The sequence below is a fragment of the Streptomyces sp. NPDC007856 genome (assembly GCF_042868225.1).
Lineage (GTDB): Bacteria > Actinomycetota > Actinomycetes > Streptomycetales > Streptomycetaceae > Streptomyces.
Map to the genome: position 1 here is coordinate 45209 of NZ_JBIAEC010000027.1, position 23849 is coordinate 69057.

General features: G+C 71.0%; 25 protein-coding genes. 5 read left to right on the top strand and 20 right to left on the bottom strand.

Annotation, left to right across the window (positions count from 1 at the left end; genetic code table 11):
• Window positions 1-73: 73 nt before the first annotated feature.
• The 4 genes from rpsR to rpmG are packed head-to-tail and all read right to left on the bottom strand — an operon-like array spanning window position 74 to window position 1930.
• Complete coding sequence (gene rpsR, locus ACFYOH_RS39745; RefSeq protein WP_388636020.1) at window positions 74-316, bottom strand: 30S ribosomal protein S18; 243 nt, start codon at window positions 314-316, stop codon at window positions 74-76.
• Window positions 317-336: 20 nt separating this feature from the next.
• Entirely contained in the window at window positions 337-1506 is a 1170-nt protein-coding gene (locus tag ACFYOH_RS39750; RefSeq protein WP_388636022.1) for a CobW family GTP-binding protein, read from the bottom strand.
• A complete protein-coding gene (locus tag ACFYOH_RS39755) occupies window positions 1503-1760 on the bottom strand; it encodes a type B 50S ribosomal protein L31 (RefSeq protein ID WP_388636024.1) in 258 nt (85 codons plus the stop codon). Before ACFYOH_RS39755 ends, ACFYOH_RS39750 begins: the two co-directional genes overlap by 4 nt.
• 5 nt (window positions 1761-1765) lie before the next feature.
• A complete protein-coding gene (rpmG, locus tag ACFYOH_RS39760; RefSeq protein ID WP_388636026.1) occupies window positions 1766-1930 on the bottom strand; it encodes a 50S ribosomal protein L33 in 165 nt (54 codons plus the stop codon).
• An 81-nt stretch (window positions 1931-2011) separates the two neighbouring features.
• Here rpmG and rpmB point away from each other — a divergent pair, with 81 nt between their 5' ends.
• The gene (gene rpmB, locus ACFYOH_RS39765; protein ID WP_055709030.1) at window positions 2012-2248 is read left to right on the top strand and encodes a 50S ribosomal protein L28; all 237 of its coding nucleotides are present in this window, start codon (window positions 2012-2014) and stop codon (window positions 2246-2248) included.
• On the top strand, window positions 2248-2553 hold the full coding sequence (gene rpsN / locus ACFYOH_RS39770; protein WP_388636028.1) for a 30S ribosomal protein S14: 306 nt from the start codon (window positions 2248-2250) through the stop codon (window positions 2551-2553). Before rpmB ends, rpsN begins: the two co-directional genes overlap by 1 nt.
• Before the next feature lie 199 nt (window positions 2554-2752).
• On the opposite strand, the gene ACFYOH_RS39775 is transcribed toward rpsN, so the two are convergent.
• Window positions 2753-4822 carry a putative Ig domain-containing protein gene (locus ACFYOH_RS39775; protein WP_388636030.1) on the bottom strand — a complete coding sequence of 690 codons (2070 nt, stop codon included), beginning with the start codon at window positions 4820-4822 and terminating at the stop codon, window positions 2753-2755.
• 723 nt (window positions 4823-5545) lie between these two features.
• On the opposite strand from ACFYOH_RS39775, the gene ACFYOH_RS39780 reads away from it, so the two are divergent.
• On the top strand, window positions 5546-7054 hold the full coding sequence (locus tag ACFYOH_RS39780; RefSeq protein ID WP_388636099.1) for a YibE/F family protein: 1509 nt from the start codon (window positions 5546-5548) through the stop codon (window positions 7052-7054).
• A 264-nt stretch (window positions 7055-7318) separates the two neighbouring features.
• Here the strand turns inward: ACFYOH_RS39780 and ACFYOH_RS39785 are convergent, their stop codons facing one another.
• From ACFYOH_RS39785 to ACFYOH_RS39805, 5 genes are all read right to left on the bottom strand, one after another.
• The gene (locus tag ACFYOH_RS39785) at window positions 7319-8272 is read right to left on the bottom strand and encodes an L-tyrosine/L-tryptophan isonitrile synthase family protein (protein WP_388636032.1); all 954 of its coding nucleotides are present in this window, start codon (window positions 8270-8272) and stop codon (window positions 7319-7321) included.
• Between the two features lie 153 nt (window positions 8273-8425).
• Window positions 8426-9688: a cytochrome P450 gene (locus ACFYOH_RS39790; RefSeq protein ID WP_388636033.1), complete on the bottom strand. Its 1263-nt coding sequence runs from the start codon at window positions 9686-9688 to the stop codon at window positions 8426-8428.
• Between the two features lie 11 nt (window positions 9689-9699).
• Complete coding sequence (asnB, locus tag ACFYOH_RS39795) at window positions 9700-11526, bottom strand: asparagine synthase (glutamine-hydrolyzing) (protein WP_388636035.1); 1827 nt, start codon at window positions 11524-11526, stop codon at window positions 9700-9702.
• 16 nt (window positions 11527-11542) lie between these two features.
• The gene (locus ACFYOH_RS39800; protein WP_388636037.1) at window positions 11543-12958 is read right to left on the bottom strand and encodes an MFS transporter; all 1416 of its coding nucleotides are present in this window, start codon (window positions 12956-12958) and stop codon (window positions 11543-11545) included.
• 131 nt (window positions 12959-13089) lie between these two features.
• Window positions 13090-13314, bottom strand: coding sequence for a hypothetical protein (locus ACFYOH_RS39805; protein WP_388636039.1), 225 nt, complete (start codon window positions 13312-13314; stop codon window positions 13090-13092).
• Window positions 13315-13599: 285 nt separating this feature from the next.
• Between ACFYOH_RS39805 and ACFYOH_RS39810 the strand changes: the two genes are divergently transcribed.
• The gene (locus ACFYOH_RS39810) at window positions 13600-13815 is read left to right on the top strand and encodes a heavy-metal-associated domain-containing protein (protein WP_388636041.1); all 216 of its coding nucleotides are present in this window, start codon (window positions 13600-13602) and stop codon (window positions 13813-13815) included.
• 54 nt (window positions 13816-13869) lie between these two features.
• Here the strand turns inward: ACFYOH_RS39810 and ACFYOH_RS39815 are convergent, their stop codons facing one another.
• From ACFYOH_RS39815 to ACFYOH_RS39860, 10 genes are all read right to left on the bottom strand, one after another.
• Window positions 13870-14688, bottom strand: a complete 819-nt coding sequence (locus tag ACFYOH_RS39815) for an ABC transporter ATP-binding protein (RefSeq protein ID WP_388636043.1) — start codon at window positions 14686-14688, stop codon at window positions 13870-13872.
• Window positions 14685-15758, bottom strand: coding sequence for a FecCD family ABC transporter permease (locus ACFYOH_RS39820; protein WP_388636045.1), 1074 nt, complete (start codon window positions 15756-15758; stop codon window positions 14685-14687). Before ACFYOH_RS39820 ends, ACFYOH_RS39815 begins: the two co-directional genes overlap by 4 nt.
• Window positions 15759-15760: 2 nt before the next feature.
• Window positions 15761-16840, bottom strand: coding sequence for an ABC transporter substrate-binding protein (locus ACFYOH_RS39825; protein WP_388636047.1), 1080 nt, complete (start codon window positions 16838-16840; stop codon window positions 15761-15763).
• A gap of 186 nt (window positions 16841-17026) precedes the next feature.
• Complete coding sequence (locus ACFYOH_RS39830) at window positions 17027-17641, bottom strand: sigma-70 family RNA polymerase sigma factor (RefSeq protein ID WP_388636049.1); 615 nt, start codon at window positions 17639-17641, stop codon at window positions 17027-17029.
• Between the two features lie 179 nt (window positions 17642-17820).
• Window positions 17821-18519, bottom strand: a complete 699-nt coding sequence (locus ACFYOH_RS39835; RefSeq protein ID WP_388636051.1) for a hypothetical protein — start codon at window positions 18517-18519, stop codon at window positions 17821-17823.
• Between the two features lie 170 nt (window positions 18520-18689).
• The gene (locus ACFYOH_RS39840; RefSeq protein WP_388636053.1) at window positions 18690-19211 is read right to left on the bottom strand and encodes a copper chaperone PCu(A)C; all 522 of its coding nucleotides are present in this window, start codon (window positions 19209-19211) and stop codon (window positions 18690-18692) included.
• Entirely contained in the window at window positions 19208-21481 is a 2274-nt protein-coding gene (locus tag ACFYOH_RS39845; protein ID WP_388636055.1) for a heavy metal translocating P-type ATPase, read from the bottom strand. The genes ACFYOH_RS39840 and ACFYOH_RS39845 overlap by 4 nt, the downstream gene beginning before the upstream one ends.
• On the bottom strand, window positions 21481-21729 hold the full coding sequence (locus ACFYOH_RS39850) for a hypothetical protein (protein ID WP_388636057.1): 249 nt from the start codon (window positions 21727-21729) through the stop codon (window positions 21481-21483). Before ACFYOH_RS39850 ends, ACFYOH_RS39845 begins: the two co-directional genes overlap by 1 nt.
• Before the next feature lie 190 nt (window positions 21730-21919).
• The gene (locus ACFYOH_RS39855) at window positions 21920-22660 is read right to left on the bottom strand and encodes a YcnI family protein (RefSeq protein WP_388636059.1); all 741 of its coding nucleotides are present in this window, start codon (window positions 22658-22660) and stop codon (window positions 21920-21922) included.
• A 39-nt stretch (window positions 22661-22699) separates the two neighbouring features.
• Window positions 22700-23287, bottom strand: a complete 588-nt coding sequence (locus tag ACFYOH_RS39860; protein WP_388636061.1) for a hypothetical protein — start codon at window positions 23285-23287, stop codon at window positions 22700-22702.
• Window positions 23288-23625: 338 nt separating this feature from the next.
• On the opposite strand from ACFYOH_RS39860, the gene ACFYOH_RS39865 reads away from it, so the two are divergent.
• Window positions 23626-23835, top strand: a complete 210-nt coding sequence (locus tag ACFYOH_RS39865; protein WP_388636063.1) for a hypothetical protein — start codon at window positions 23626-23628, stop codon at window positions 23833-23835.
• The last annotated feature ends 14 nt before the right edge of the window (window positions 23836-23849 follow it).

Below are 23849 nucleotides of genomic sequence, written 5' to 3' on the forward strand. Positions count from 1 at the left end.
ACATCTTCGAGACCACCCGGTAGGCAATCAGAAGCCGCGGTGGTCCTGCTGCCTCCCGCACGTGGCCATCGTCCTATCGGCAGCCGTAGGGCAGGAGCGCCATCTCGCGTGCGTTCTTGATGGCCTGCGCTATCTGCCGCTGCTGCTGACGCGTCACGTGGGTCACGCGGCGACTGCGGATCTTGCCGCGGTCGGAGATGAACTTCCGCAGCAAGTCGGTGTCCTTGTAGTCGATGTAGGTGATGCCGGCGGCGTCCAGCGGGTTGGTGCGCTGACGCCTGGCAGTCTGACGCCGGATGCTTGTACGTCGGGTCATGGTGAGATCGATCCTCTCCTTCAGGTCACGGGGTCGAGCAAGTCGTCAAAGGCGTGCGGGAGTTGCTTCCAGCGGTCCCTGCCCGCCGCGTACTCGTCGTCGGTGAGCAGACATGAGTCGAGCAGGGCCGACAGGCCGTCGCGGTCCAGGCCGGGCGAGGTGAAGGTGAGGTACTGGCAGCGGTCACCGTGTTCCGGGTGCCAGTCCACGGACGCGGCGAGGCGGCGCTCGGCGGGCACCATCTCCCAGGCGGCGTCGGGCAGAGCGGCCAGCCAGGGCCCGGCCGACTCCACGCACAGCGCGCCGCCGGCGGCGTCCCAGGACAACAGGGTGTCGGGGCGGTCCGCCAGCCAGAACCGCCCCCGGCTGCGCGCGGCGGCGCAGGTCAGGTCCTCCAGTGCCGCGTGCAGGCGCTGGGGATGGAAGGGCCGTTCGCGCCGCCAGACGAAGGTGCTCACCCCGTGCTCGTCGCACGACTGCGGCAGCAGCGCACACGCAGGATGCACACGGGCGGCGGCCGCTGCCACGTCGAAGCCCGCCAACAGCGCTGCCCCCAGGGCACCGTCGCTCTCCACCCGTACGCTTCGTGCGCCTGGTGTGAGCTGGGCAAGCAGCGCGTGGTCGGTGTCGTCGGCGACCTCGTCGCAAGAATCGTCCTCGCCGAGGGCGATCACCGTGGGGTACTCCAGCTGCCGGGCGAAGGTGTCGGCGACCGTGCGCTGGTCGGTCGGCGCGGCGGCGAGGCCGACGTCGGCCAGGTCGTCGCCGTTGGACAGGTACGGCAGGACGAGTGCGGGGTCGACCGCGGTGGCGACCCCGGTCAGGGCCAGCGGTGCGCCCGCGGCGGCGATGACTCCGGCCATGGCCTGGGGCTCGACGGAGTCCCACAGTTCCACGACGGCCAGCCGGTACGTTCCCTCCGCTGCGAGCCGCAGCAGTTCGGGGACGAGATCCTCGCGAAGTGCGCAGCACGCGCAGTCATTCACCAGGGGTGCGTCGCCACTGCCCAGCAGGCCGTGGGCGTCGCGTACCGTCCGGCGCACCGCGCTGTCGACGGCGGACGTCAGGTCGTGGTGCAGCGCGACCGACCCGGGGACCGTACGCAGGATCTCCTCGACGGCGGCCCGGCGGGCGTCCGCGTGCAACCCGCCGACGATCGCCACCGGCAGCCGCGCCTCGTCCCGGTTCACGGCTCGCTCCGTCCGCGTCCGTAGCGCCGTTCGAAGCGCTCGACCCGTCCCGCGGTGTCCAGGACCCGCTGGGTGCCGGTGTAGAAGGGGTGGCTCGCCGAGGAGCTCTCGACGTCGATGACCGGGTAGGTGTTGCCGTCCTCCCATTCGACGGTCTTGTCGCTCGTGGCCGTGGACCGGGTGAGGAAGGCGTAGTCGGCGGCCCGGTCGCGGAAGACGACCGGGCGGTATTCGGGGTGGATTCCGGGCTTCACGGCTCTCAGCGCTCCTCACGGAAGTCGACGTGGCGGCCGACGACCGGGTCGTACTTGCGCAGCGTCAGACGGTCGGGGTTGTTACGGCGGTTCTTGCGGGTCACGTAGGTGTAGCCGGTACCAGCGGTGGACCTCAGCTTCATGATCGGGCGCAGTTCGTTACGGGCCATGGACAGCACCATACACGAGATTGGTTTTCATTTTCATTTGGCGTTAGTGTGCTGCTGCATCCACCCCAAGGAGGAACAGCCATGTCCGCCCACTGCCAACTCACCGGCCGGCAGCCCGGCTTCGGCCATCACATCTCCCGCTCGCACCGGCGCAGCAAGCGCCGTTTCGACCCCAACGTCCAGAGCAAGCGCTACTGGCTGCCGAGTGAAGGCCGGCACGTCCGGCTCGCGCTTTCCGCCAAGGGCATCAAGACGGTCGACACGATCGGCATCGAGGCCGCGGTGGCCCGCATCCGCGCCCGTGGAGGGAAGGTCTGATGGCGAAGAAGAGCAAGATCGCGAAGAACGAGCAGCGGCGCCTCATCGTGGCCCGATACGCCGCGCGCCGCGCCGCATTGAAGGCGGTCATCGCGTTCCCCGGAAGCTCCGACGAGGACCGTGCCGCCGCCCAGCGGGAACTACGCCGACATCCCCGCGACGCCAGCGCCACCCGCCTGCGCAACCGCGACTCCGTGGACGGCCGCCCCCGCGGCTACCTGCGCGCCTTCGGCCTGTCCCGCATCCGCCTACGCGAGATGGCCCACGCGGGCGAGCTCCCTGGCGTGACCAACAGCAGTTGGTGACCCGGCACGCCAGGGGCTCACAACGGGCGCGTCGGCGACGCAGCCCGCACCTGTGCCCGGTTTCGAACGCGCCTTCCGCCACTCTGAACGGGGGCGGGCGGCGGCACCGGCTCGTGGCGTTCTGCAACGAGCCGGTGGGTACGACCTACCCCGCACGCGGACGGCTTCCGCGTGCGGGACCCGGGGTTGTACCGGAAGATCAGCTGGTCGTCAGGGCGGTGTCGTCGACGACGAAGCTGGTCTGCAGCGAGGAGTCCTCCACGCCGTTGAACTTCAGGGTGACCGTCTGGCCCGCCAGCGAGGACAGGTCGAAGGTCTTCTGCGCGTAACCGGAGTTGTGGTTGAGGTTCGAGTAGGTCGCCAGGGTGGTCGAACCGGCGGTCACCGTCAGCTTGTCGTACTGGGTGCTGGTGGTGGTCTCAGCGGTGTCGATGTGCAGGTAGAAGGTGAGCGTGGCCTTGCAGCCGGCGGGGATCGTCACCGACTGGGACAGCGTGTCGGTGTGGCTGGAGCCGTAGCCGTCGAGCCAGGCGTAGTACGAGCCGCCGTGGGCCGCCTCACCGGTGTCGTTGGTGATGACGCCGCTGGTCGCACTCCAGCCGGTGTTGCCCGACTCGAAGCCCGGGTTGGCCAGCAGCTGGGAGGACGTGCAGCCACCGCCACCGGAGCCGACGGTCCAGGTGAAGGACGTCGAGCCGGAGGCGCCGGTGGAGTCCTTCGCGGTGACCGTGACCTGGTAGGTGCCCGCGGTGGACGCCGTACCGGAGATCAGGCCGGTGGAGCTGTTGATGGACAGCCCGGTCGGCAGGCCGCTCGCGCTGTAGGTGAGGGAGGCGCCGCCGCTGTCGGTGGCCTTGATCTGCAGGCTGACCGAGCTTCCGGTGGTGGTGGACTGGCTGCCCGGGTTGGTGACGGTCACCGTGTTGCCACCGGTGGAGCCGGAGGTGAAGGCGGCGGTGCCGTTCGGGGTGCCCCAGCCGGTCGGGCCGTCGTAGCCGGTGCCCGCGGTGCAGAAGTAGGACGGGGAGCAACTGCCGTTGTTGCCGCTGGTCACGTCGTACAGGTTGGAGGTGTGGGAGTACGGGTACTTCGCCGGGTAGTCGCTCGCGCCCGGGGTGCCCGCGAGGGCGTACACGGAGGCGATGATCGGCGAGCTGGCGCTGGTGCCGCCGTAGACCGCCCAGCCGGTGCCGCCGTAGGTGTCGTAGACCGCCACACCGGTGGCCGGGTCGGCGACCGCGGAGACGTCGGCCTCCATGCGCTTGGCGCAGCCGGTGTCGGTCTGCCAGCTCGGCTTCGGGTCGTAGGCGGAGCAGCCGGAGCCGGTGCCCTCGGTGGAGTTGGTGTGCCACACCGACTCGCTCCAGCCGCGGGAGTTGGAGGCGGTGGTGAGCGCGGTGCCGCCGACGGCCGTCACGTACTGGGAGGTCGCCGGGTATTCGGCGCCGTAGGCGGAGTCACCGGAGGAGACGGTGATCGCGACACCCGGGTGCTTGAAGTACGAGGTGTCGTCGCTGGTCTGGGAGGAGGACTCGGAGCCACCCCAGCTGTTGGAGACGAACTTGGCGCCGAGCGCCACGGCCTCGTTCTCGGCGGCGCCGAGGTCGGCCATGCTGGCGGAGTTGGCCTCGACCAGGATGATGCTGCAGTTCGGGCAGACCGCGCTGACCATGTCGATGTCGAGCATCTCTTCACCGGCCCAGCCGGTGTCGTTGGTCGGCAGCGAGGTGGTGGAGCCGGTCTGGCTGACCTGCTTGAAGCAGCCGTTGGCCTTGGTGCAGGACGACAGGCCGTACGTGGAGCGGTAGGTGGCCAGGTCCGACTCGGCGTTGGGGTCGTTGTAGGCGTCCACGATGCCGACCGTCATGCCCGAACCGGCCGCCGTGGGCAGGTTGTAGGCGCTGTGCAGGTTGGCCGGGGAGAGGCCGGAAGGCGCGGCAGCGGCAACCGCCGAGGCGAGCCGCTGCTTGATGTCGGTACGGCGCTGGGCGAAACAGGACGCATGACCCGGCTCGGCGGTGGCGCACAGGTGCTGGGTCGGCACCTTCTGGCCGGCCTTGCCGGTCGAGTGGTAGGTCTGCCGCTCGGGGGCGGTCAGCGCCTTGTTGTTCTGCGTGACCTTGGAGGTCTGAGGGTGGGTCGCGGCAGGCTGGGCGCCGGCCGTCGGTGCCGCGGCGAATCCTGCGACGGTGAGGGTGAGGGCGGGGAAGGCGACGGCGACGAGTCTTCGCAGACTCCGTCTCCGCCCGCTCGGGCGTGACTCACGCATGGGGAACTGCCTCCGGTTGACGTGGGGTTTCGCACTGGATGGGCAGGCCCGTGATTGCGCGTAGCGGCGGTGGAACCGCGCAGTCAGGAGCATGACACTCACAGCGCCCTGCCACGCGGGGTGAGCGTGACATGACAGGACGTGAGGAGAACGTAGACCGGAACGGGGCCTACCGGGCAGTACCGGGCCGAATTCTTTGCTTCTCCATAGAATCCGGTTGGCCCCCTCATGGGGCCGGCGCGTGCTGGCCAGGCGTTGGTCCCGGAGTTGGCCCTGGTGGGTCTCGATGGCATCTTCCGTGATGGGGCTCATTCTGCTGATCAGCCTGAACTCCCTTCCGGGCCGCACGGCAACCGCAAGCGCGCGAACGGATCTACGGCCCGACAACGCCCCTTCGCGCCCCGCCGCACACCCGCAGAGGAGCCGTGCTCTTCCAACGGCGACGGGAGTTTCGGGGCACGCACCCCCCGGGGGTGCGGAAGATGTGGCCGATGAAGAAGTTCATGATCCAGATGTAGTGAGCAGAACGCTCGATCTTCTGGCGATGGTCGGACTGAGACCACGGCACAACCGTTCCCGTACTCTTCCTCAGAGCCGCCGCGCAGGACCGGCTTCGGAGGGGGCACGGACAACCGCGAGGGAGACGGCATGGGAACCGCTGACCGGCAGAGCGCCGGGGACTGGAACCGGGTCGGCGACCCGCCCAGACCCAGAGGTGGTCGCATGGGCGAGTACGGCCACGACTACGGGTACGGGAATCCTCCTGAGTCGATACCTCACCCCGGCTACGGACCCGATGCCGGCGCGGGCCACCTTCCCCCCTCTCAGGCGACAGGCCACGGGCACGCACCAGTGACCGCCGCCGAACAGGGCTCCGGTCACGGCCCCGAAGCGGGAGCCGGCGGTCACGGACACGGCCACTCGCACGGCCACAGTCACAGCCACGGGCCCGCCGCGCCGGTCTCCCGGCACCTACGCAAGGTCATCGCGGCGATCCTGATCCCCTTCACCGCCGCGGTCGTGGTGGGACTCGTCGTACTGTGGCCGGGCGGAGCCCCGCCGCACAAGCGCACCGGTGTCGGTTTCGACCAGCAGACCCAGCAGGCGACGGTCACCAAGGTCGTCGAGGTGAGCTGCAAGTCGGTGAACGCCTCCGGCGAGACCCCCACCGGCGACACCTCCACCGCCGAGGGCAACTCGGCGCAGCAAGAGGCGAACGGCACCTGCCACAAGGCCACGATCCGGATCGACACCGGCAAGGACAAGGGCCGTACCTTCACCGAGATCGTGCAGCCCGACCAGGCACGGCAACTGCACCAGGGCGAGAAGGTCGTCACCGCCTACGAACCCTCCGCGCCCAAGGACCTGCAGTACTCCGTCACCGACGTCAACCGCCGCTTCCCGATGGGCCTGCTGGCAGGCATCTTCGCGCTCGCCGTCGTGGTCGTCGGCCGACTGCGCGGCGTCATGGCACTGGTCGCGCTGGCCATAAGCTTCCTGGTGCTGAACTTCTTCATCCTGCCGGCCGTCCTGCAGGGCTCGAACCCGCTGCTGGTCGCGGTGGTCGGGTCGAGCGCGATCATGCTGATCGCCCTGTACATGTGCCACGGCCTGTCGGCTCGCACCTCGGTGGCCGTGCTCGGCACCCTGCTCTCACTGGCGCTGATCGGCCTCCTGGGCTCGGTGTTCATCGGCTGGGCCGCCCTCACCGGCAACACCGACGACCAAACCGGCCTGATCCACGGCCTGTACCCGAAGCTCGACATGAGCGGCCTGCTGCTCGCCGGCGTCATCATCGGCTCCCTCGGCGTGCTCGACGACGTCACCGTGACCCAGACGTCGGCCGTCTGGGAACTGCACGACGCCAACCCCACGATGGGCTGGCGCGGACTGTACCGGGCTGGCATCCGCATCGGCCGCGACCACATCGCCTCCGTCGTCAACACCCTCGTCCTCGCCTACGCCGGGGCCGCACTGCCCCTCCTGCTCCTCTTCTCCATCGCCCAGAGCGGCGTGACCACGGTCGCCAACAGCGAGCTGGTCGCCGAAGAGATCGTGCGCACACTGGTGGGCTCGATCGGCCTGGTGGCCTCGGTGCCGGTCACCACGCTCCTCGCCGCCCTGGTCGTCTCGGCAGACCGGCCCGGTCCGCAGACGGACACGGCCGCAGCGGGCGCGTCGGCTACTGGCCGAGCACCTGTCAGTAAGGGCGGACGTCGACGGAAGCGTTAAGACCGTGTCCTACGTGGTGAGACGGAGGAGGACCTGCTCACCCTCGACTTCTCCGACTTCGTCCTGCTGTGCCGTGACGACCTCCAAGACGACATCGTCGCCCTGGCCACCTGGTGCACGGTCAAGACCCGTGGAGCCCCGAAGACGCAGTACCGGCACCTGGCAGCCTGCCGTTCACCGGTCACCTACCCGATCAAGCTCCCCGACATGATGCGGACCCCGCTGCCGCCGCACCCCGCCGCAGCCCGCCGGCATCCCGCCGCTTCACACGGCCGGGGCTTCCTCGAAGTGGCTCGGTCTGCCGTCCTGCACAATCAGGCGGCCCCTGGGGGCGGCTTGCTGGTGGGGCAGGAGGGTCCACGTGCCGTCCCCACGGTGGAGGGCCGTCGAGTGCCAGGGGGTCGTCCAGGCGTCCGGCGCGTCGAGGAGGCGGATGCCGAATTTCGGGGCGCCGGTGGGCTGGGGGTGGATGGAGAGGCGTACGGCACGGGGGTGGTGTTCGGCGATCAGGGTGCCCCAGGCGCGGCTGCGCTGGATGACGCCGTACGCCCGTTGTCTGCATGCGCGTTGGAGGGCGGAGCGGGTGCCGGTCCAGTCGGCGGTGTCCTCGACGAGGAAGCGGGTGATGCCCCGGTAGAGGGCGAGGGCATGGTCGTCGCCGCGGACCTCGGCGCGAAGGGCCTCCAGGGTGGGGGCGTAGCGCGCATGGATGTGGGTCCGTTTCGTGTCGTGCGGGAGATCGCCGAGGACGTCGCGCAGGTCGAAGACGGACAGTCTGTCCAGTCCCATCCGGTCTATCTGTATGCGTAGGTCGTCGGCGTAGGCGTCGATGTGCTCGTCGGGAACGCCGATGAGGTCGCCGAAGACGTGGCCGTCGGAACAGATGATCACGCGGGCACCGGGTGGGTAGACCCGTTCGATCGTGGTGCACAGGGTGTTCAGGAAGGCCAGGGAGAGGCGTTCACCCTCGTCAGGGAGGTGACCGAGGACTTTGGCCGGGTTGGGGGACTTGCACGGGAAGCCGGGCAGAGTGAAGACGACAGGGGCGCCGTCGCGGATGAAGCGGGCGATGCGGCGGACCTGATGAGGGAACGCTTCCACAGGGGCGGGAAGAGGAGCGTGGTCGCGATCGGTCGTGCGGTGGTGGGGCAGGAGCATGTTCAGGATCTCCTTGCCGATGCGGGTGGGGAGGGCGTCCGACGCGACCGTCAGTGGCATGTCGTTTCTCCGTGAGGACCAGGCAGTACGAGGGCACGTCGGCATGGCGCCGTGGCGGGACAGGCAAGCCAGGCGCCGATGCTCGGTGTGTGGGTGGGTCAGCTGGGGCCGGGTCGACTGGTGGGGCGGGACCCGGTCAGTGATACGTCGCTGTCAGAGGCGGCGGTCGTAGTCGGCGGGCAGGTGGTTGGTGCCGCGGCCGAGCACGGCCGGGATCCACTCGATGTCCTCGTCTCTGATGGCCAGGTGCAGGCCGGGCAGCCGGGTGAGCAGGGTGCCGAGGGCGATCTGGAGTTCGGTGCGGGCGAGGGCGGCGCCGGGGCAGAAGTGGATGCCGTGGCCGAAGGCGAGGTGGGGGTTGGGGCTGCGGTCGAAGTCCAGGGTGTCCGGGTCGGGGAAGCGGCGCGCGTCGCGGTTGGCGGCGCACAGGGAGACGATCACGGAGTCGCCGGCCGGTACCTTCGTGCCGTGCAGGTCGCTGTCCTGGTCGAAGAAGCGCCAGGTGGTGAGTTCGAAGGCGCTGTCGTAGCGCAGGAGTTCCTCGACGGCGCGGGGCAGCAGGCCGGGGTCGTCGCGCAGGCGGGCCAGCTGGTCGGGGTGGCGAAGCAGGGCGATCAGGGCGGTGGTGATCTGGTTGGTGACAGGCTCCTGGCCCGCGACGAGCAGCTGGAAGATCATCGAGTCCAGCTCTTCCTGGGAGAGTTCGCGGCGGTCACGGGCCACGACGAGGCGGCTGAGCAGGTCGTCGTCCCAGTGGTCGCGCTTGTGGGCGACGACGTCGGCGATGTAGCTCTGCAGGCCGTGCAGGCGGGCCTCGTAGAGGGGGCGGCCGGGGTCTGTGGGGCCGACCGGCTGGACGACCTTGCCCCAGTCCCTGTCGAAGCGGGCCGCGAGCTCCTGCGGGAGGCCGATGACTTCGGCGAGGACCTGGAAGGGGAAGTGGGCGGCGAAGCCGGTGACGAGGTCAGCGGGGCCCTGCTCCGGCAGTGCGTCGACGAGGGAGTCAGCCAGTTCCTGGAAGCGCGGGCGGAGCTGCTCGATGCGCCGCGGGGTGAAGGCGTCGGTGACGAAGCGGCGCATCCGGGTGTGCTGGGGCGGGTCCTGGTGGAGGAGGTGGACCTGGAGCTGGGAGTGCTGTGGCTCGGGCATGATCGAGGCTCGGGCCCGCCAGCGGTCGTTGCCGCGGTCGTGGTTCTTGCCCAGGCGCTCGTCGTTCAGCGCGGAGTACGCGGCCTCGTAGCCGGTGACGAGCCAGGCTTGGACGCCGCTGGGGAAAAGGACGCGGTGGACCGGACCGGCCTCGCGCATCTGCTCGTACAGAGGGTAGGGGTTGGCCTTGTAGGGGCAGCCCATCAGCGGGACCGGGTCGGGCAGGACGTCCGCATCGGTGGCGGGTATCGGTTCCTGGAGAGTCATGGAAAGGCTCCTCAAAGGGCGAGTTCGGGCTGGTAGTGGTCCAGCCACAGGGCGAGGTCGACGACGCGTTCGAGGCGCAGGCGCTGTCCCCACTCCAGCCGGTCGGGCGGGGTGTCGAGGCAGGGCTTGATGCGGGTCTCGTCGGCCAGGGCACGGACCTGTTCGCTGGCGAGCGCGTCGCGGGCCATCTGCTGCAGGCCGCGGTTGTAGTCGGGGTGGTGGGTGGCCGGGTAGTGGTTCTTGGGGCGGTGCAGCACCGAGTCCGGAGCCAGGCCGGCACCCATCGCGCGCAGCAGGCTCTTCTCCCGTCCGTCGAAGCTCTTCAGCGCCCACGCAGTGGTGAAGGCGTACTCGACGAGCCGGTGGTCGCAGTACGGGACGCGGACCTCCAGGCCCTGCGCCATGCTGAGGCGGTCCTTGCGGTGCAGGAGCTGGCGCAGCCAGCGGGTCAGGGACAGGTGCTGCATCTCGCGCTGTCGGTGTTCGGCGGGGCTCTCGCCGTCCGTGTGCGGTACGGCGGCCAGGGCGGTGCGGTAGGTGTCGTCGCGGAACTCGGCGATGCGGAGGTCGAGTTCTGGGTTCAGGGGCATGGCGGCCTCGTCGCCCGTCACCAGCAACCATGGGAAGGTTTCCGCTGCCAGGGCCTTCGGATTGTGGAACCAGGGGTAACCACCGAAGACCTCGTCGGCCGCCTCGCCGGAGAGGGCGACGGTGGAGTGCCGACGGATCTCGCCGAACAGCAGGTACAGCGACGTGTCCATGTCGCCGACACCGATGGGTGAGTCGCGGGCCACGACGACGGCCTTGCGGTGCTCCGGGTCGAGCAGGGCGCGCGGGTCGAGGACGACGGTGCTGTGGTCGGTGCCGATGAAGGCCCCGGCTTCGGTGGCGTAGGGCGTGTCGTGGCCGGTGCGCAGGACGTCGCCGGTGAACTGTTCCGCCTGGTCGCTGTAGTCCACGGCGTAGGAGCGAATCCGGGCGTCCGGGCCTTCGCGCCGGCGCAGTTCGTCGGCGAGCAGGGCGGTCAGGACGGTGGAGTCGATGCCACCGGAGAGCAGGCTGCACAGCGGGACGTCCGCTTCGAGCTGGCTGCGGGCCGCGGCACCGACCAGGGCTCGGGTCCGCTCGATGGCAGTGTCCTGGTCGTCGGTGTGGTCGGTGGCCTCCAGTTGCCAGTAGCGGCGTTCGCGGATGCCGGCCCGGTCCAGGACGAGCACGCCGCCGGGCTCGACTTCCCTGACTCCGGACCAGACGGTCGGGCCGGTGTTGAACAGAAGGCTGTACGCCTCCCGCAGCCCGTCCGCGTCCACCCGCGGCCGGATCTCCGGATGGGCGAACAGCGCCTTGGGCTCGGAGGCGAAGGCGAGGCCGCCGTCGACAGTGGCCCAGAACAGGGGCTTCACCCCGAGCCGGTCGCGGGCCAGGAGCAGGCGCTGGGCGCGTTCGTCCCAGACGGCGAAGGCGAACATGCCCTCCAGGTGCTCGGCCACCGCCTCCCCCCACTCGGCGTACGCCCGCAGCACCACCTCGGTGTCACTGCGCGTGCGGAACACGTGCCCGCGGGCGCGCAGTTGGGTGCGCAGTTCGTGGTGGTTGTAGACCTCGCCGCTGTAGGTGAGGACGAGGTCCGGCCGGTCGGGCCGGTCGGTCATGGGCTGTACGCCGCCTTCGAGGTCGATGACGGCCAGGCGTCGGTGGCCGATCGCGGCCCGCTCGCCGAGCCAGACGCCTCCGGCGTCGGGTCCGCGTGGGGTGAGGGTGGCGGTCATGGCCTCGATGACCGGGGCCTGGGTGCGGGCGTCGCTGTGGAAGGACGCCCAGCCGGTGATTCCGCACATGGGGAGGACTCCTGGGTCAGGAATGGTGGGCGGCGGGAGCGTCGCCGGTGGACATCTCTTGCTCGAACGCCGGCCTGCGTCCCGGCAGTGCGAGCAGGGGTACCGCGAGACAGGCGGCGGTTGCCGCCAGGGTCAGCCCGGCCGTCACGCCGTCAGCCCCTGCGGCCAGGCCCCAGGCGGCGGTGGCCAGGGCCGGGCCGAGGGTGAAGCCAAGGCTGCGGGCCAGCTGTACGGAGGAGCCCACGGTCGCCGTGCGGTCCGGTGGGGCGGCTCCCATGACCAGGGCCTGGGTCGGGCCGCCGTTCAGACCCATGCCGAGGCCGGCCAGCGCCAGCCGCCAGGCCACACCCACCGGTGACCAGTCACCCCCCAGCGGAACGAGGAGGAGCAGACCGGCGGCGGTGAGGGCGGCACCGATGACCGCCACCGGCCGAGCCCCGCACCGGTCGGCGAGACGACCGCCAACCGGACCAGCCAGCCCCATGCCGAGCGGGAAGGCCAGCACGGTCAGACCGGTCGTGGTGGCGCTGACGCCGTCATCGCGCTGGAGGTGCAGGGCGACGACGTAGTGCACCGTCGCGAAAGCGGCCGCCAGCGCGAGCACCGCCGTATGCGCACGGATCAGCCCCGTCGCCCGCAGTACGCCGACCACCGGACGGCCGCCCGGCCCCCGCAGCCACCACCACAACGGCGGTACGGCGGCAAGCGCGAGCACCAGCGCCCCCGGGCTTCCCGGCGCCAGGGTCAGCGCCAGCAGCAGGGCGGCCACGCCGGAACCCACCAGCACGGCATCCGCCGCCGACCGCCGGTCGGGCAGGCGCAGGCCCCCGTCCCTCGGCATCGCCCTCCACGCCACGGCGAGGGCCAGCAGGCAGAAGGGGATCTTGACCAGGAAGACGGCGCGCCAGCCCAGGTGGTCCAGCAGCAGTCCGCCCACCGCCGGACCGGTCACGGCACCCAGTGGGCCCAGCGTCGCGGGCACGCTCATGGCCCGCCCACGCAGTTCCGGCCGTACCGAACGCAGGGCGAGAACCGGCATCAGCACGAAGAGCACGGCCCCGAACGCACCCTGGGCGAGGCGGGCGGCGATCAGCCAGGACGCCCAGGGTGCGGCGGCCGCCAGCGCGCTGCACAGGGCGAAGCCCGCGGCCGCGACCAGCAGGGCGGAGCGCATCCCGACCCCGTCCAGCCACCGGCCGACAGGTAACAGCAGTGCGACCACGGGCAGTTGATAACCCAGGACCGCCCACTGAGCGGTCGCGGCCGAGACGTGCAGACCTTCGGCGATGTCCGCCAGGGCCACGTTGACGATGTTCATGTCGAGCATCGCCACGAACGACAGCAGGCCGGCCACCGCGACGAGCAGCCAGCGGTCCTCGCCGCCGACGGGTATGTGGCCGGGCTGTTGAGAACCGGGACTGTGGCCTGTCACCGTTGCCGCCCCTCACGCTCGTGGATGGGCTGCCGGACGGCAGCCTCGTCCCACAAGTCGGGAGGGATCGCACACGAGTTCCCGAGCGCGTCCAGAAAACTTGGCGGGCAGGCTGAAACTGCCCGCGCCGATCAGTCGCGGCGGCCACCGCGGGCCGGCCTCCCCGACACGGCCGACCCCACCAGCAGGTACAGCAGCGCGCAGAGGATCAGTCCGGCGGCACAGCCGACAGCCGCGCCGAACGCTCCGTCGACGACGGCTCCCAGCCAGCCGTACCCGGCTACGAGAACGGCCACGGTGGCCGCGAGCAACGGCCAGGCTCCCCCGTTGATCCGTACCCAGCCGGTCCGGATCATCCTTGGCTCAGGATCCCAAGGCCATACCGTGTGGGAACCGCCGTGCACGCCCTGCCGAAGCCGCGTCATCCGACCGCCCTCCCCCACCGCGCTGAACACGCCCGCCGCCCGATGCGTTGCCGCCGAGGGTTCCTTCCCTCCCTCCGGACATCGAATCAGCATGCCTACGGCGGAACTCCACGCTCCGCTCAGCCGACTACTGAGGCAACGGCGTCGGCCTGAACGACCGCATTCAGGCATCAGTACGCCACACCGAAGTCCCCGTCCGCTTTCAGGAGTTGCGCCATGGAGCAGAGGAAGTACAACGTCACGGGAATGAGCTGCGAGCACTGCGCGGCGAGCATCAGGGAAGAGGTGTGCGAGGTACCCGGGGTGAGCGAGGTCGTGGTCGACCTCGCCGCCAACGCCGTCACCGTGCACGGCACGGACCTTGACGACGAGCGGCTGCGCGCGGCGATCACCGAGGCGGGATACGGCATCGACGACTCGATCGCCGCCTGATCCGGGCAGACGGCCGAGCGGGCAGGATGCGACCGGCGTCCTGCCCCAGCCCGTTCATCCCCGGCTGGGTGTCTCCAGCGGCACGGCCGTCGGTGCCTCGTCCGCCGGCGTCCGGTGGTCGAAGGCGATGAGCGGATCACCGGTCAGAGGATGGTCGACCACCGCCGCTCGCACCCCGAACACCTCCGCCATCAGCGCGGGCGTGAGGACTTCCCGCGGCGGGCCGGAGGCGACGACCGCTCCATCGTGCAGGACGTGGAGACGGTCACATACGGAGGCCGCGGCGTTCAGGTCGTGCAGCGACACCAGGGTCGTACGGCGCTGGGCGCGCAGGAGCGCGAGCAGGTCGACCTGGTGGCGGATGTCGAGGTGGTTGGTCGGTTCGTCCAGCACCAGGACGTCCGGGTTTTGTGTGAACGCCCGTGCCAGCAGCACGCGTTGGCGTTCACCGCCGGACAGGGCTGTGAAGCGGCGTCCGGCCTGCTCCGCCATGCCGACGTCGGTGAGCGCCTGCGCGACGATGTCCCGGTCGGCGGCGTCCTCCCCGGCGAAGGCCCGCTTGTAGGGGGTTCGACCCATGGCGACGACCTCGCGCACGGTCAGCTCGAAGTCGCTCCCGCGCTCCTGCGGCAGGGCGGCCACGTGTCGTGCCGACCGGAGCGGAGTCATCTCGCGCAGGTCGGTGCCGGCGAGCAGGACTCGCCCGGCGGTGGGCTTCAGGTGCCGGTATACGGTGCGCAGGAGCGTGGACTTGCCGCTGCCGTTCGGGCCGACCAAACCGGTGATCTCGCCCTCGGCCGCGACGAGATGGGCGCCCGCGACGACCCTACGGCCCGCGTAGGCGACGGACAGGTCCTCGATGTCGATCCTCAACTGCCGCTCCCCAGACGCCGGTCCAGCAGGTACAGCAGGGCCGGAGCCCCCAGCAGCGAGGTGACCACGCCGACCGGCAGCTCCTGCGTGTCCATCGCCGTACGGCACACGATGTCGACCACCACCAGGAGCAGGGCCCCGAACAACGCGGAGACCGGCAGCAGGCGTCGGTGATCGCCGCCCACGACCAGACGACAGACATGCGGCACCATCAACGCGACGAACGCGATCGCGCCGGAGACCGCCACCAGGACACCGGTCAGCACACTGGTCACGGTGAACAGCTCGCGGCGCAGCCGGGTGACGTCGATGCCGAGTCCGGCGGCCGTCTCATCGCCCATCAGCAGGGCGTTCAGGCCCCGGGCGCGGGCCTGGAGCCACAGCAGGGCGGCGGGTACGGCGACGGCGGGCACCGCGAGCAGGTCCCACGTCGCTCCGCTGAGGCTGCCCATGAGCCAGAACAGGACGCTGTGGGTCTGCTGCTCGTCCCCGGCCTGCAACACCAGGTAGCTGGTGAACCCGGACAGGAACTGGCCGATGGCGACCCCGGCCAGCACCAGCCGCAGCGGCGCGAACCCGCCACCGCGCCGGGCCACCGCCCACACCAGCGCGAACGTCGCCAGTGCGCCGGCAAAAGCCGCCCCGGACAGTCCCAGTCCCAGTGCCCCGCCCGCGCCGAGGCCGAGGACGATCGCGGCGACCGCGCCGAGGGAGGCGCCGTTGGAGATGCCCAGCAGGTAGGGGTCGGCCAGCGGGTTGCGCACCAGCGCCTGGACGGCCGTACCGACGACACTGAGTCCCGCGCCGACGAGAGCGGCGAGCAGGGCGCGCGGCACCCGCAGTTGCCAGACGATGAGGTCGTCCGTGCCGGGGCGCGGCGCCTCACCGGAGAGCCGCCGCCGCACCACACTCCATACCTCGCCGGGCGGGATCGACGTCGAGCCCCAGGCCACGGCCGCCGTCAGCGCGGCCAGCAGCACCACGGCCAGAACCACCGCCAACGGACCGGCGGGCAGGCTGCCGCGCTCCTCCGCAGCCGCGGCTTTCCGGCGCACCAGGGTGAAGCCCACGATCAGGCGACCTTGCCCGGGTAGAGGAGCTTGGCGATGGCCTCGATCGTGTCGGCGTTCTCGACTCCCGCGATGGTGGTCTGCTCGGAGCCGACGCGCAGGAAGTGACCCTCCTTGACCGCCTTCAGCCCCTTGGTGGCCGGGTTCGACTTCAGCCACTGCTCGGCCTCGTCGAACGCCTTCTTGTTCGCCGGCTCGCTGCCCCGGTTGCGGACGCCGAGCTGGATCCAGTCGGGGTTCTTGGCGATGACGTCCTCCCAGCCGACCTGCTTGTAGTCGCCGTCGCAGTCGGCGAAGACGTTGCGGGCACCGGCCAGGGTGATCACCGCGTTGGCGATCTGGCGGTTGCAGGGGACGGAGGGCTGCTTCGTACCGGCGTCGTAGTCGAAGAAGAAGTAGGTCGGCCGGTTGCTCTCCGCCGTACCGGCGACCGCCTTCTGGACCGCGCCCACCTTCTCCTCCATCCCGGCGACGAGTTTCTGCGCCTGCGCACTGGTGCCGGTGACCGCGCCGAGGGAGGTGATGTCGGCCTCGACGGCGGACAGATCGGTCACCGGGGTCTTGCTCTGGGCAGCACAGGCGGTGGACTTCAGGTAGATGTGCTTGATCCCAGCCGCCCTGAACTCCTCCGCCGTCGGTGCGTCACCCATGCCTCCGCCCCCCATGCTCCCCATGGAGGCGAAGGTGTCGATGTAAAGGTCGGCGCCGGAACCGAGCAGCTTCTCCTTCGGGATCACCGTCTCGCTGAGCACCTTGACCTTCCGCGCCTGTGGGTCGAGCGCGCCGGGCAGCGTGCCCTTGCCGGGCGGGAAACCCGTGCCGATCACCTGGTCGCCGGCGCCGAGGCGCAGCAGCAGCTCCAGACTGGAGGCGTTGCTGGTGACGATTCTCTTCGGCGCGCTGGAGAAGGTGGTCCTGGCGCCCGTGCAGTCCGTGACGGACACCGGGTAGCCGCCGGAAGCCGCCTTCCCTGCTTGCCCCGCGTTCCCGTCCGCCGTGCCCTTTCCCCCGCCGCCGCAGCCCGCCACCAGCAGGCCGCCCAGTACGACGGCCGCGGTACCGCCCCACACACGAGAACGCATCGAACAACTCCCGGATCCACTCGGTACACGGGCGAGCTTTCGTCACCCGCTCCAGTAGTCGGAGCAAAGGTGCCTTGAGTTCCCGGCCAGTTGGCGATCCGGCTCAGGTGAACCGCTCCCGGTGCTCCAGCGGCGGCGAGGGTGCCGGCGCCGTTCTTCCAGCCGGCACCGGCACCCTCCCGGCAGTCAGGCCGCCGGCGCGGCAGCCTCGGCCGCCTCGTCCAGCAGGTCCATCAGCGTTACGCGGGCGCGGGCCACGCGGGAGCGGACCGTACCGATCGGGCAGTCGCTCACCTCGGCGGCCTCCGCATAGGGCAGGCCGAGCAGCTGCGTGAGGATGAACGCCTCCCGGCGGTCGTCGGGCAGAGCGGCCAGCAGATCGAGCAGGGCGATGCCGTCGTCGAAGCCGGGCAGGTCGCGGGGCTGGGCCAGTTCGGCGGCCAGCTGCCAGTCCGGTACGTCGGCCAGGCGTGGCCGGGCGGCGGCGTACCGGTAGCTGTCGATCACCGCGCGGCGGGCGATGGACAACAGCCAGGCCCGCGCCGAGGAACGCCCCTCGAAGCGGTGCAGGCTGCCGAGCGCCCGCAGGAACGTGTCCTGCGCCAGATCGTCCACCGCCTGGGGATCGCCGCACAGATGGGCCACGTACCGCTGAACGTCCCGGTGCAGGGCGCCCACGAACTGCTCGACCGCCTCCGCGTCACCGCCCCGGGCGGCCAGCGCCCAAGCGGTGATCGACTCGTCGAGCGCTGCCGGGGTGTCACTCCGGGAGCGCGAGGTGGGCAGGGCAGAGGTATTCACCTGGTGTCCTTCTCGGGTCAACCGTGATCCGGACCAGGGCGCGCCACAGCGCGCGGTCCGGTGAAAGTGGGAGAGACGGCCCTACGGCGTCACTGTGGCGCTACGGCGCCTGTGCGGTCGTACGGCCGTGGCCCGAGGCGCGACCGGGCAGCCGGGCAGCCTCGGGAAACCAGCTGTCTTCAGACGACAGCCGTCCCCACCGGCGGACCCCGAGACGTGATCGCGTGGACGAGGAGGAGAAGACGCGGCGCGCGGTCCGAGCGGCAGCGCCGCACCCGGACGCGTGGGCGGTCAGGGGTGACCGGCAGGGCGAGCAGCAGCCGCAGCGGGGCTGCCAGCCATCCGGCGGCGGCCCGCAGGATGCGGAAGGCGGCCTTCTCCCCGTACGCCAGCCACAGGCCGCACAGCACCGCGGCGAGCAGGTGGGCGGCGAGCATGCCGAACGACGACGAACCACCGTTCACGGAGTGCCCCATGTGGTCCATGGGGCCCATTCCCGTGTGGCGCATAGGCATGGCGCCCATGTCCATGGAGCCCATCGGCATCGAGCCCATGCCCATGGAGCTGTCCATGGAGCCCATGCCGCTCATGTCCACGGCGGCCGAGCCGTCGGACGTGCCGGACGTCGACTGGGCGTAGGAGAACGCCTCGTGGAGCACCGTCTGGGCGGCGACCACGATCGTCACGATGAACGGCAGCCCGCGCTCACGCCCCGCCAGACACCAGCCCACGGCACCGGTCACGGCCCCGCCGGCGGCCAACGCCCACGCGGGCACATCGCTGCCGGACATCAGGACGTGGCCGAGGGCAGCGAGCAGCACGCACATGGCCGCGAACACCGCGGCCCGTATCGCGCGAGCACACCACCCTGCTGTCATGGCGCCTCATCCTCGCATCCGGGCTTCGGTCGTCATGCGTGGGTACGGACATCCACGGGGGACCGTACTCAATACGCAGGATGTGATCCAGCCCACGACAACAGGCTGGAACTCGACGACACTCTGACCCGACGTCTAGAAGAGGACGCCTCCGCCACGAGGGTCGGCGATCACCGGCCGCCGCCGCTCGGGCGGATCACGACCGCGATCGTCTCGGCCGGCGCGCTGTGCTCGAAGTGCAGCGTGAACGGTACGAGGTCACCCGCCTGCCAGCCGGCCCCTGCCCGCAGCGTCACGTCCACCCCGCGCGGCGACATGGACAGCACGCCGCCCGCGGGGACGCCGGCCGAGGTCACGTCGACCTTGTACGCGGCCCGGTCGCCCAGCATGCGGTGCCCGCTGAGGGTGATCCGGCCGTGCGTGGCGGTGGACGTCACGTTCACCAGCCGGTCGTCCGCGCCACCGGCGTTGGCGATGTCGAAGAGCGCCGCGGTGTCCGTGCTGTCCCCGTACGGCAGGAGGACCCGCCCGTTCGAGACGGTGATCCGGGACGGGCTGCCCGCCTTCCCGGCCCCCGCCCAGGTGGTCAGCCCGCCCAGGGCGAGGCTGCACGCGGCCACGGGAGCGAGCGCGGCGAGGAGGGTGTCGGTCAGTCGGCGGCGCGTGGGTCGCCAGAGATTCGGCTCGGTCATCGGGTGCGCCTCCGGGCGGGAGCGGGCGAGGGCTGCCAGGCGCGCAGCCGCAGGCTGTTGCCCACGACCAGCAGCGAACTCACCGACATCGCCGCGGCGGCGAGCATCGGATCGAGCAGGCCGACCATGGCGAGCGGCACGGTCACGACGTTGTAGCCGAAGGCCCAGACGAGGTTGGCCCGGATCGTGCCCAGCGTGCGCCGGGCGAGCCGGACCGCGTCCGCCAACGCCTCGATGTCCCCGCGTACCAACGTCACGTCGGCCGCCCCGATGGCCACGTCCGTGCCGCTGCCCATGGCGATGCCCAGGTCGGCGCCGGCCAGGGCGGCGGCGTCGTTCACTCCGTCGCCGACGACCGCGACGCGGTTGCCCTGCTCCTGCAGGTCCCGTACGAGGGCGGCCTTGGCCTCGGGGGTGCAGCGGGCGTGCACCTCGTCGATGCCCAGGGCTGCGGCCACGGCCTGCGCGGGTGCCTCGCGGTCACCGGTGGCGAGCACCGGCCGTACGCCGAGGCGCCGCAGCCGGTCCACGGCCCGGTAGCTGCCGGGCCGTACCACGTCCCCGACCTCGATCAGGGCCTCGGCCACACCGTCCACCCGGACCAGGACGGGAGTGTGGGCGGCGGCCTCGGCCACCCGCAGCGCGTCTGCCAGGGCGGTGGGCAACTCGCCGTCCGCGGCGAGGACTTCCACCAGCCGGCCCTCGACCAGGCCGCGCACGCCCCGCCCCGGCACGGCGGCGAACTCACCCACGTCCGGCAGCGGCCCCTCGGGGAGTTCCCGCCGGGCGTAGGAAGCGACCGCCCGGCCCAGGGGATGCTCCGAGCCGTGCTCCACGGCCCCGGCCAGCCGCAGCACCCCCTCCTTGCCCGGTCCGTCGGGTACGACCGTGACGCGGGCGACGGTCATGTGGCCGGAGGTGAGCGTGCCGGTCTTGTCCAGGACGACCGTGTCGATGTGCTGGAGCCCCTCCAGTGCCTCGGGTCCGCTGACGAGGACGCCCAGTTGGGCACCACGGCCGGTCGCGGCCATCAGCGCGGTCGGCGTGGCCAGGCCGAGCGCGCAAGGGCAGGCCACGCCGAGCACGGCCACGCACGAGGTGACGGCGGCCTGCAGGTCGGCCCCGGCGCCGAGCCAGAAGCCGAGACAGGTGACGGCCAGTGTCAGCACGACGGGGACGAAGACGCCTGCCACCGTGTCGGCCAGCCGCTGCGCCCGCGCCTTGCCTGCCTGGGCCTCGGTCACCAGCCGGGTGATCCGGGCGAGCTGTGTGTCGGCGCCGACGGCCGTGGCTTTCACCAGCAGCAGCCCGCCGGCGTTGACGGCACCGCCGACCACCGCCGAACCCGGCCCGACCTCGACGGGTTCGCTCTCGCCGGTGACCAGGGACAGATCGACGGCTGAACTGCCTTCCACAACCTGCCCGTCGGTGGCCACGCGCTCCCCCGGCCGCACCACGAAATCCTGCCCCACCCTCAACCACTCGACTGGAACAAGCTGTTCGCTGTTGCCGTCACGGATCGTCACTTCTCTGGTGGCAAGTTGGGCCAGCGACCTGAGTGCCGCCCCGGTCCCACGCCGGGCCCGCCCCTCCAGGAAACGCCCCGCCAACACGAACAGAGGTACGCCGACAGCCGCTTCCAGATAGAGGTGCGCCGCGCCGTCCGAAGCCGAGGGCACCAGAGTGAACGGCATCCGCATGCCGGGCTCTCCCGCACCGCCGAGGAAGAGCGCGTACGCAGACCAGGAGAAGGACGCCACCACACCTAGCGACACCAGGGTGTCCATGGTCGCCGCCGCATGCCGAAGCCCACGCGCCGCACGCACGTGGAAGGGCAACGCGCCCCACACGGCGACCGGCGCGGCCAGCGCGAAGCAGAGCCACTGCCAGTTGCGGAACTGCAGCGCGGGCACCATCGACAGCACGAGCACGGGCACCGCGAGCAGCGCGGTGATCACCAGCCGGCCCCGCTCCTGGCGAGCATCCTCGGACTCGCCCCCGTCCGTGGCCTCGCGCGTCTCGGGCTGTTCGGGTGTTTCGGGCAGGGCAGCCGTGTAGCCGGCCTGCTCGACGGCGGCGACGAGTTCCTCGGGGTTGATCCCGGGCGGGTGGTTCACACGCGCCCGTCCAGTGGCCAGATTGACGGTCGCCGTGACCCCGTCCAGCTTGCCGAGCTTCTTCTCGACGCGCCTCACACAGGCCGCGCAGGTCATGCCACCGACGGTCAGGTCGGTCGTCACCAGGTCCACGGCCACCGGTTCCCCGCCCATCAGTGGCCACCCCCGTGCATGTCCCCCATGTCGTCCGTGCCGCCGCCCCCGCCGGGGCCACCGTCCCCCCGGCTCGTGCCGGTGCCGTGCATGCCGGGCGCGACGGGTCCTGCGGCGGCACCGACGGCGTACAACACCGTGAACACCAGCGCCAGCAGGAGAAGGAATCCGCACAGGGCGGGCGGAGGAACCAGCTTCCGCGACACCGCACCCGCGCCGGAGGAAGAGGATTGCCGGGACTCATCCATAAAAGGCGTCTCCAGATCACGTCGTACGGCGTCGGTCGGATCGCGCCGTACTGCATCAGGAGTCGGAGCCGCCGGGGGGCGAGTTCCGGAGCAACATTGTGGTCCGCGTCACGTGAGGGACAACTGTGCCGGGGGTCGCGGCGACGGAACGGTGCCCTGCCGACGGCTACCGTCAGCAGGGCAGGTTGCGCTACTCCGCCTGGGACCCGGCGGAACGGCCGCGCACGACGGCAAAGCCCGCCGCTGCCAGGCCCAGCACGCCGACGACCAGCCCGGCGATGCCGAGACCGCGGGCGGTCGAGTCGCCGGCCGATGCGGTCGGCTTGGCACTCTCGGAACCCTTCGAACTCGCCGTCGAAGCGGTCGAGGTGCCACCACCGTCCTCCGCGCCCTTGGCGGTGAGCTTGAGTACGGGTGCCGGGTTCTCCGGCTCCTGGCCGCCCTGTGCCTCCTCGATCCAGCGGACGATCTTGCCGTCGGAGTACGTCTGCAGGGTCTTGAAGGCCAGCTGGCCGGTGTCGTCGGGCAGCTGGCCGAAGGCGACGTCGAAGTCCTCGTACTGGCCCGGCGCGATCTTCCCGCCGGTGAAGGTGATCTCGGAGGCGGCGTCGGTGATGGTGCCGTCGTCGGTCTTGACGGGCGTCTTGAGCTTGGTGTTGGTGACCTGGGCGGACCAGCCGTCCTGCGGATGGACCAGGACGCCAAGGACGGGGTGGTCGGTGGGCAGGAAGACCTGGACCTTGGTGGTGGAGGCGTTGTCCTCCTCGTTGGGGACACGGAAAGTCAGCACGCCGTCCGTGGCGCCCTTGGCGTAGCTCTCGGGGTGGACGGTGACGTGCGCGGAGGCGACGCCTGCCGCAGCGAGGAGTCCGGCGGCGGTCAGGGCGGTCACGGCGCCCGCGCGGCGCAGGGAGGTGCGGGTCCTGGACATGAGGTGAGGGATCTCCGTACGGAAGAAGGGATGTCGGGTTCAGATCGCGTACGAAATCTCCATCGGCGGCCCCCGCCGGTGAACGGCGTACCTCAGCCGTACCTGCCGCAACACCCACGGCTCGCCGGCGGCCCTACGCACAAGCCCCGGCCCGGCCGGTGCGCGCCACGCCCCGCCGGCCACCTGCCACCAGGCGGCAAGGCCCGGCACCAACGCGACCGCCCACCGCAGCAGCGACCACAGTGCCGCCTCACCGCGCCGCAGCCACCAGGTCAGCAGCAGGGCCGCCCCGACGTGGGCGGCGGTGGCATGCGGTGTCAGCGCATGGGGCGCTTGGACCATCCGCATGCCGTGCATGACCATCGAGGCGTGTTGGGGCTCGACGGCGTGGAAGACAAGGTGCAACCCGCCCTGGGCGGCCAGCGTCCCCGTGCCGATGGCGGCCAGCGACCGCTCGCGGCCACCCAGCAGGCAGCCCGCCGCGAAGACCGGCACGAACGAGGCGACCTGTACCCACACAGGCGGCGCCATGCCCGTGGCCATGGCATGCCCTCCGGCAGCGAGCAGCACGCACAGCACGGCGAACACCGCCGCGCGCACGCTCCGCACCGTCAGGGACACACTCACGGCACCTGATGCTGCCACGCGCCCAAAGGATCTCTCCCCCGGCCCGGGCATACGCATCACCACCCACGGACCTGTCACCTGGTCGACCTGCCTCCTCCTTACGAGTCGGACGCGGGTTCCGTTCAGTTCCCGGCCACCTTGGCGAGATCGAAGCACCGGTAGCACTCCAAGGAGCACGAGCGCATACCCGCCACCTCCGCGCCCCCTGCACACGACGGGGCCGCGCGTCCGTCGCATCCGCGCCGGGTATCCCCGGGACAGTCCCCCGCGGTCACCGCCCGGTCCGATCCGTCGGACCACTCGAGTGCCGCACCTCATGTCCACGGAGGTGGAACAGCATGACCGACACCAGCGGGCTGCAACCCGTCGCCACTTTCTGCGGCAACTGCAACTGCGGCTGTCCCCAGCTGTTCGTCGACCCGGCCGCCCCCACCGACCGCCGCATCGTCCTGACCGACGACTTCGGCCAGCAGGTCCAGATGAGCGCCGACCAGTTCTCATCGATCGTCGCCGACGCCAAGGCAGGCAAGCTGGACGGCATCGCCTGACCGACCGCCGCAGG